The sequence below is a fragment of the Tardiphaga sp. genome, assembly GCF_025356345.1.
In the GTDB taxonomy this organism is placed as follows: domain Bacteria; phylum Pseudomonadota; class Alphaproteobacteria; order Rhizobiales; family Xanthobacteraceae; genus Tardiphaga.
Genome location: NZ_JANXTC010000395.1, coordinates 1 through 8234 on the forward strand (window position 1 = coordinate 1; position 8234 = coordinate 8234).

8 protein-coding genes are annotated in these 8234 nt (G+C 63.7%); 2 read left to right on the forward strand and 6 right to left on the reverse strand.

Annotated features, from left to right (window positions below):
* Positions 1-88 precede the first annotated feature (88 nt).
* Positions 89-895, forward strand: coding sequence for an enoyl-ACP reductase FabI (gene fabI, locus Q0S16_RS24330; protein ID WP_295854412.1), 807 nt, complete (start codon positions 89-91; stop codon positions 893-895).
* A 166-nt stretch (positions 896-1061) separates the two neighbouring features.
* Here the strand turns inward: fabI and Q0S16_RS24335 are convergent, their stop codons facing one another.
* Both Q0S16_RS24335 and katG read right to left on the reverse strand, forming a co-directional pair.
* Entirely contained in the window at positions 1062-1667 is a 606-nt protein-coding gene (locus Q0S16_RS24335) for a glutathione S-transferase family protein (protein ID WP_295854414.1), read from the reverse strand.
* Positions 1668-1931: 264 nt separating this feature from the next.
* A complete protein-coding gene (katG, locus tag Q0S16_RS24340) occupies positions 1932-4148 on the reverse strand; it encodes a catalase/peroxidase HPI (RefSeq protein ID WP_295854416.1) in 2217 nt (738 codons plus the stop codon).
* Positions 4149-4381: 233 nt separating this feature from the next.
* Here katG and Q0S16_RS24345 point away from each other — a divergent pair, with 233 nt between their 5' ends.
* A complete protein-coding gene (locus Q0S16_RS24345) occupies positions 4382-5281 on the forward strand; it encodes a LysR substrate-binding domain-containing protein (protein WP_295854420.1) in 900 nt (299 codons plus the stop codon).
* Between the two features lie 18 nt (positions 5282-5299).
* Here Q0S16_RS24345 and Q0S16_RS24350 read toward each other — a convergent pair whose 3' ends face one another.
* The 4 genes from Q0S16_RS24350 to Q0S16_RS24365 form a co-directional block, all read right to left on the reverse strand.
* Positions 5300-5896, reverse strand: coding sequence for a mobile mystery protein B (locus Q0S16_RS24350; RefSeq protein ID WP_295854422.1), 597 nt, complete (start codon positions 5894-5896; stop codon positions 5300-5302).
* Entirely contained in the window at positions 5893-6363 is a 471-nt protein-coding gene (locus Q0S16_RS24355; RefSeq protein ID WP_295854424.1) for a mobile mystery protein A, read from the reverse strand. Before Q0S16_RS24355 ends, Q0S16_RS24350 begins: the two co-directional genes overlap by 4 nt.
* A gap of 231 nt (positions 6364-6594) precedes the next feature.
* A complete protein-coding gene (locus tag Q0S16_RS24360) occupies positions 6595-7326 on the reverse strand; it encodes a superoxide dismutase (RefSeq protein ID WP_295854426.1) in 732 nt (243 codons plus the stop codon).
* 399 nt (positions 7327-7725) lie between these two features.
* Positions 7726-8234 (reverse strand): S1 RNA-binding domain-containing protein (locus Q0S16_RS24365; RefSeq protein WP_295854428.1); only part of this gene is annotated, 509 nt, incomplete at its 5' end.

Consider the following 8234-nt stretch of genomic DNA (forward strand, 5'->3'; position numbering starts at 1 on the left):
GATATTCCGGGCAAGAGCCCCTAACCCCGACCCTCTCCCCGCACGAGCGGGGCGAGGCGGCCAACAGCGCGTCGGAGTTAGAGTTCACATGCAAAATCTGATGCAGGGCAAGCGCGGCCTGATCATGGGCGTCGCCAATGATCATTCGATCGCGTGGGGAATCGCCCGGACGCTGCACGCGCAGGGCGCCAAGCTCGCTTTCACCTATCAGGGCGACGCGCTCGGCAAGCGCGTCAAGCCGCTGGCGGAATCGCTGGGTGCCGAGCTGATCCTGCCCTGCGACGTCGAGGACATCGCCTCCGTCGATGCCACCTTCGCGGCGATCAAGGAAACATGGGGCGGGCTGGATTTCGTGGTGCACGCGATCGGCTTCTCCGACAAGAACGAGCTCAAGGGCCGCTACGCCGACACCACGCGCACGAATTTCTCGCGCACCATGGTGATCTCCTGCTTCTCCTTCACCGAAGTCGCAAAACGCGCGGCTGAACTGATGACCGCGGGTGGCACCATGATCACGCTGACCTTCGGCGGCTCGACCCGGGTGATGCCGAACTACAATGTGATGGGCGTGGCGAAGGCGGCGCTGGAAGCCTCGGTGCGCTATCTCGCCGCCGATTTCGGCCGCCAGGGCATCCGCGTCAACTCGCTGTCCGCAGGGCCGGTGCGCACGCTGGCCGGCTCCGGCATCGGCGATTCCCGCGCGATGTTCGCGTTCCAGCAGAAGCACTCGCCGCTTGGCCGCGGCGTCACGCTCGACGAACTTGGCGGCACCGCGCTGTACCTGCTGTCGGAATTGTCCGGTGGCGTCACCGGCGAAACCCATTTTGTCGATTCCGGCTACAACATCATCTCGATGCCGCATCCCGACGCGCTGAAGGCGGATGTGACGGAGTAGAATCTGTTTCCCGGACGCGCTGCGGCGTTCTTATGCCGCTGCGCAGATCCGGGATCCCGGTTGCTTCCTCAACGAACCGGGGCCCCGGATCAGCAGCGCACCACGTCGCAAGTGCGACGCGCTGCGCAGCATCCGGGGAACGCAGCACATCAGCGGTGCTTCAAAATTACATCTTCTCGCCCGCCGCCATCAGCGCGGCGCGCTGGAACGCCGGGCGCGATTCGCAGCGATCGAGGTAGCGGTCGAAGGACGGTCGCGGCGAGATCATCTTGAACTGCCGCACCGCGAAATTGAGGCTCGAGCCGATCGCGATATCGGCGGCGGAAAACGTCTCGCCGAGAAGCCACGGTCCGTCTTCCAGGGCGGCCTCCAGCACGTCGAACACCCGCTTGGCGTCGCCCCAGCCGGCGGCGACCGAATTCATCTCGAATTTGGCGGCGAGCTGCGCGATCGCGGGCTCGATGCAGCTCGGCGCGAAGAACAGCCAGTATAGATATTTGGCGCGATGCACGTCGCCCAGCGCCGGCGCCAGTGCCGCGTCGGGATAGCGCTCGGCGACATAGGCGCAGATCGCCGCGGCCTCGGCCATGGCGGCGTCGCCGTCCTGCAGCGCCGGGACCTTGCCCATCGGATTGACGGTGAGGAATTCCAGCGAGCGCTGCGCGCCGGTCGAGATGTCGGTGAGCACGCGCTGATAGGGCACGCCGGTCTCTTCCATCAGCCACAGCGCGGTGAACGAGCGCGATCGCGGCGACCAGTACAGTTTCATCATGGCGTTGGCTCCGGTGGTAAATCTGGGCGCCAGTTGTGCGGAGATTCGGGGAGAGGTGCAAGGTGCGACGTCGCGCCGATTTTCTCCCTTCTCCCACAAGGGGAGAAGGAAGAAAGTGAGCAAGAAGAAGCCCCCGCGATTTCTCGCGAGGGCTTCTTCAATTCAGTATTGCTGTCCGTCATTGCGAGGAGCGCTTGCGACGAAGCAATCCAGTCTTTCCTTGTGGCTCTGGATTGCTTCGCTGCGCTCGCAATGACGGCGCTTTTACTCCGCGGCCTGCAGCATCGGCTCGGCGTGGAGCTCGAAGCGGTCGGCATTCATCACCTTGGCCCAGGCCTTGACGAAATCCTTGACGAATTTCGCCTTGGCATCGCTGCTGCCATAGACTTCGGCCAGCGCCCGGAGCTGCGAGTGCGCCCCGAAGATCAGGTCGACGCGCGTGCCCGTCCACTTCACCGCCTTGGTCTTGCGGTCATGCGCCTCATAGACACCGTCCTGGCCCGCCACCGGCGCCCATTCGATGTTGATGTCGAGCAGATTGACGAAGAAGTCATTGCTCAACGTTCCCGGCCTGGCGGTGAGGACGCCATGCTTGGAGTCCGCGGCATTGGCGCCGAGCACGCGCAGGCCGCCGAGCAGTACGGTCAGTTCCGGCGCGGTCAGCTTCAGCAGCTGCGCGCGGTCCACCATGGCCTCTTCCGGGACCATGTATTGCGGCTTGCCGCTGATGTAGTTGCGGAACGCGTCGGCACGGGGTTCGAGCGGCGCGAAGGAATGCGCGTCGGTCTGCTCCTGCGTGGCGTCGCCGCGACCCGGCGAGAACGGCACGGTCACGCTGTGGCCGGCGTCCTTGGCGGCCTTCTCGATCGCGGCCGCGCCACCGAGCACGATCAGGTCGGCGATCGACACTTTCTTGCCGAACGCCTTCTGGATCGCTTCCAGCTTGGCCAGCACATCGGCGAGCTGGGCGGGCTGGTTGACTTCCCAGTCCTTCTGCGGCGCGAGGCGGATGCGTGCGCCATTGGCGCCGCCGCGCTTGTCGGAGCCGCGGAACGTCGAGGCCGAGCCCCAGGCGGTCGATACCAGCTGCGCCACCGTGAGGCCGGAAGCGAGGATCTTCGCCTTCAGCTCGACGATGTCCGCGTCGTTGATCAGCGGATGATCGACGGCCGGGATCGGGTCCTGCCAGATCAGGGTTTCCTTCGGGACCAGCGGGCCGAGATAGCGAACCACCGGACCCATGTCGCGATGGGTCAGCTTGAACCAGGCGCGGGCGAAGGCATCGGCGAACTTGTCCGGGTTCTCGTAGAAGTGACGCGAGATCTTCTCGTAGGCCGGATCGACGCGCAGCGCGATGTCGGAGGTCAGCATGGTCGGCAGATGCTTCTTCGCGGGATCAAAGGCATCCGGAATGTCCGCCACGGCGTTCTTCGCCACCCACTGATGCGCGCCGCCCGGGCTCTTGGTCAGCTCCCATTCGTATTTGAACAGGTTGTCGAAGTAGTGGTTGCTCCACTGCGTCGGGGTCTGCGTCCAGGTGACTTCCAGGCCGCTGCTGATCGCGTCGGCGCCGAAGCCGGTACCATGCGTGTTCTTCCAGCCGAGGCCCTGGGCCTCGATCGCGCCGGAATTCGGATCGACGCCGACGAAGGACGGATCACCCGCGCCGTGGGTCTTGCCGAAAGTATGGCCGCCGGCGACCAGCGCCACGGTCTCTTCGTCGTTCATCGCCATGCGGGCGAAGGTCTCGCGGATATCCCTCGCCGAACCGAGCGCATCGGAATTGCCGTTCGGGCCTTCCGGATTGACGTAGATCAGGCCCATCTGCACGGCGCCGAGCGGCTCCGCGAGCTCGCGCTCACCGCTGTAGCGCTCGTCGCCCAGCCAGGAGCCTTCCGGACCCCAATACAGTTCTTCCGGCTCCCAGGTGTCGGCGCGACCGCCGGCGAAACCGAAGGTCTTGAAGCCCATCGATTCCAGCGCGATGTTGCCGGTCAGCACGTAGAGGTCGGCCCAGGAAAGCTTGTTGCCGTACTTTTGCTTGATCGGCCACAGCAGGCGGCGTGCCTTGTCGAGGTTGGCGTTGTCCGGCCACGAATTGAGCGGCGCGAAGCGCTGCTGTCCGCCACCGGCGCCGCCACGGCCGTCGGTGGTGCGATAGGTGCCGGCGCTGTGCCAGGCCATGCGGATGAACAAGCCGCCATAGTGACCGAAATCGGCCGGCCACCAATCCTGCGAGTCGGTCATCAGGGCATGCAGGTCCTTGATCACGGCATCGAGGTCGAGGGTCTTGAACTCCTCGGCATAATTGAACGCGCCGCCCATCGGATCGGCGGACGGATGGATCGCATGCAACACGCCGATATCGAGCTGCTCCGGCCACCAGTCACGGTTGCTGCGGCCCTTGCCGGTCGTTCCCTTGCCCTTGGTGTCATGCTGCACCGGGCACTTGCCGGCGGTATCATCGGTCTTCTGGTCCATGGTTCTTTCCTTCGGGCTGTCGGGGTCGGGTGTTGTCGGGCAACGTCGGCAAGCCGCATCGTCGCGAACACAACGTGCCTGTCTGAATGCTCTGTGGTTGCAAATGTCTGGCGAACGTTCTGGGAAGGCCTGGCACTCAGCCTATCCCCGGTTCGTGACATTAGCTTGGAAGAAATCTAACATCAGGTCCAGTCGATTTGTCTTCGCTCTTCGATAAGTTTATCTGATCAACCATGATTACGCTCCGCCAGCTTCGCTATCTCGCTGCCCTCGCCAAGCACGGCCATTTCGGCCGTGCCGCGGAATCCTGCGCCGTCACCCAGCCGGCGCTGTCGATGCAGATCAGAGATCTGGAGCGCACGCTGGGGGTCAAGGTGGTGGAACGTCGCCCCGGCGAGGTGATGCTGACCGATGTCGGCCGCGAGGTGGCGCGGCGCGGCGAGGACGTGCTGGCGGCGTCGCGCGACCTGGTCGACTTCGCCAGGCATAGGGGCGGCCTGCTGACCGGCCGGCTGACGCTGGGGGTGATCCCGTCGCTGGCGCCCTATCTGCTGCCGCGCATCCTGCCGGTATTGCAGAAGCAGTTCCCCGAATTGCGGCTGGAACTGCGCGAGACGCAGACCAAGCAGTTGATCGACGACGTCAAGAGCGGCGCGCTGGACGCCGCGATGCTGGCGCTGCCGGTCGCCGAGCCGGAAATCGATACGCTGAAGCTGTTTTACGACCTGTTCCTGCTGGCGGTGCCGGCCGATGATCCGCGGCCGGCCGACCGGCGCATTAACGCCGCCGGGATCGACCAGAGCCGGCTGATCCTGCTGGAGGATGGCCACTGCCTGCGCGACCAGACGCTGGCGTTGTGCGGTACCGTGGGGCGCGGCAATGGCTCCGGCGCGCCGGGTATGGCATTCGCCGCGTCGAGCCTGTCCACGGTGATGCAGATGGTCGCCAGCGGCTATGGCATCACGCTGATCCCGCAGATCGCCGCCGATGTCGAACGGCGCGACGAGCGGATCAAGTTCCTGCGGATGGAAAACCCGCAGCCCGGCCGCAGCATCGGGCTGGTGTACCGCAAGACCTCGCCGCGCAAGGCCGACTTCGCGGCGCTCGGCGATGTGGTGATGGGGTGTGTGTGAGGCGAGCTTACGAAGCCGCTATGAACGCGCGAACTTCAGCAGCGGCTCAATGATGTGATTGTCCGCGGCTTGCAGAGCCGCGACGTAGCGGGCGCGAAGCTCGCTCACTTCCACGAGACTCCGCCGTCCCCAGGTGAACGGGTCGCGACCGAGCCGCTCGACCAGCAGGTCGGCCATCAATCGGGTGTGGCGTCCATTACCGTTTGAAAAGGGATGTATCGCCACGAGCCGGTGGTGGAGGCGAACGGCGATCTCGTCCGATTCGTAGGTCCTATGTTGAAGCCAATACAGCACGTCGCTGAACAACGCGGGGACCTCGGTGGTGATCAGATGCGGCCGGATGCCGATGTTGCTTTCCCGCTCTCGATACTTGCCCGCCCAACCCCAGACGTCGCCGAACATCTGCTTGTGCAGCGTCTTCGCGTAACGGTCAGTCAAAATATCTTCTGGCATCGCCCTGCGGCGTCTGCGTGCCCAGGCTGTCCCATTCAAGATATTACGCTCTTCGGCCGCGTTGAGGTCAGCGCGACTTGTAATCCATGTTTGCCGGAGCGCTCTCCGATCTTCCGGCGAAAGAGCCGTCGTATGGTCGGGTTCCTGAAACCGGCGGGTCACGGCTCATTCCAGATATCGCGATCCTTTATGTTGGCGCGAATGTATTCCGCTATTTGCTCATCCGGATCGCTGTCGGCCGTGGTCTGATCTTCGAGTTTCATGGTGTGTGCCACACGTCCCAATTCGCGCGTCGCAATTCTGCGAGCGCGCGAATTCACGGCGTCTTCCAGCGATGTCCTTGGCACCAGGGCGTAAATCAGGGTGCAGTCCAAGGCATCGGCAGCCCGACGCAAAGTGTTCAGGCTTATGGATCCGCTTGCCTCGGACTTTTCCCAATCGTCGATGCTTTGGGATCTTAGCGATACCCGGCGAGCCAATTGCTCACTGCTCATGCCGAATGCGTCGCGGATCGCTCGTATCCAGCCCTTGGGGGGAGACTTGTATCGAAGTTCAGGCCGCGGCTGGTCACCAGGAACCAGACGGCTGTCCAATGACTTTCGCGCAAGGCTTCGTAGGGTGGCTTTCATCGACAATATCCTGCACTCGCCCGTGCAGATAAAATACATCAGCCTCGTTAAGAAACCAGGCTAAAGCCTGGAAATTAACGCAATAAACCAGGCTATGGCCTGCTTTTCAAGAAAAAAGACCAGGTTTTAGCCTGGTTTTTTAGATATTCACCCATGCAAGCAATGGCTTGACCGATTACCGATCCGCGCAGCGGCACGAGGGCCTCGGCGGGGTAAGGAACCAGCCAGCCTTTAAATCCCCAGCGTGCCGGCCTTCGCGGCGGCGTAGCGTTCGCCGATCACCTTCCAGTTCACCGTGTTCCACCACGCCTTCAGATAGTCCGGACGGCGGTTCTGGTAGGTCAGGTAATAAGCGTGCTCCCAGACGTCGTTTCCGAGCAGCGCGCGCTTGCCATCCATGATCGGGCTGTCCTGGTTGGGACGGGTCTCGATCGTGAGCTTGCCATCCTTGTCGACGATCACGAACACCCAGCCGGAGCCGAACTGGCGGCCGCCGGCGGCGTTGAAGTCGGTCTGGAATTTCTCCAGCCCGCCGAGGTCGCGGTCGATCGCGGCCAGCACGTCGCCTTCCGGTCGGCCGCCATCCGGGCCCATGATCTGCCAGAACATGGTGTGGTTGGCGTGGCCGCCGAGGTTGTTGCGGACTCCGGTGCGGATCGCCTCCGGCACGTCGCCGAGCTTGCCGAGCACGTCGACGATCGGCGACGCCGCAATCTGCGGATTGTCCTTGGCGAAAGTGTTGAGGTTGCCGACATAGGCGGCGTGGTGCTTGTCGTGATGGATTTCCATCGTCTTCGCATCGATGTGCGGTTCGAACGCGGCGATGGGATAGGCCAATGGCGGCAGCGTGAACGGCGTCGCGGCGGGGGCGGCGGCCTGCGCGAATACGAAGCGCGGCGCGGCGGCGACGGCCACCAGGCCGGTGGCGGCCAGCATCAGATGACGGCGGGACATCAGGGGCATCGGAATTCTCCGTGGTGGCGCGCGGCGGGCGCTGCGCGCGGAATGGAGCGCTGAACCTCAACGGTCAGGCATAGCAACTACGCGCGGCAGGGTGTCCGGGTTTCGTGGCAAGTCAAATCACGACTGCGTCGCAACCGCGCAGTGGTAGGCGGTGTGGTTTTTTTTCCTCCCCCTTGTGGGGAGGGTGGCCGCGCGAAGCGCGGTCGGGTCGGGGTGCAACGAACGCCGTCGCCCGCGGCGCCCCCACCCCGACCTCCACTTCGACGATGCCGCGCATCGCCTCGTTCCGCCGACCCTCCGCACAAGGGGGAGGGATGCCATAGGCGCCGTCGCGCCATATCACCCCAACAAAAAGGGGGGCCTTTCGGCCGCCCTTTTCACAGTTAGTTGTTAGCGCCGTTACTCGGCGGCGGCGGTACCTTCGGCGGCCTTCTGCTTGGCCTCGAGGTCCTCACCGGTCTCCTGATCGACCACCTTCATCGACAAACGCGTCTTGCCGCGATCGTCGAAGCCGAGCAGCTTGACCTTGACCTTGTCGCCTTCCTTGACGACGTCGGAAGTCTTCTGCACGCGGGCCGAAGCGAGCTGGCTGATATGAACCAGGCCGTCTTTCGCGCCGAAGAAGTTTACGAACGCACCGAACTCCATCACCTTGACGACGGTGCCTTCATAGATCGCGTTCAACTCCGGATCGGAGGCGATCGACTTGATCCACTTGATCGCGGCTTTGATCGACTCACCATCCGATGACGCCACCTTCACGGTACCGTCGTCCTCGATGTTGACCTTCGCGCCGGTCTTTTCGACGATCTCGCGGATCACCTTGCCGCCGGTGCCGATCACTTCGCGGATTTTGTCGGTCGGAATCTTGAAGGTCTCGATGCGCGGGGCGTATTCGCCGAGTTCGG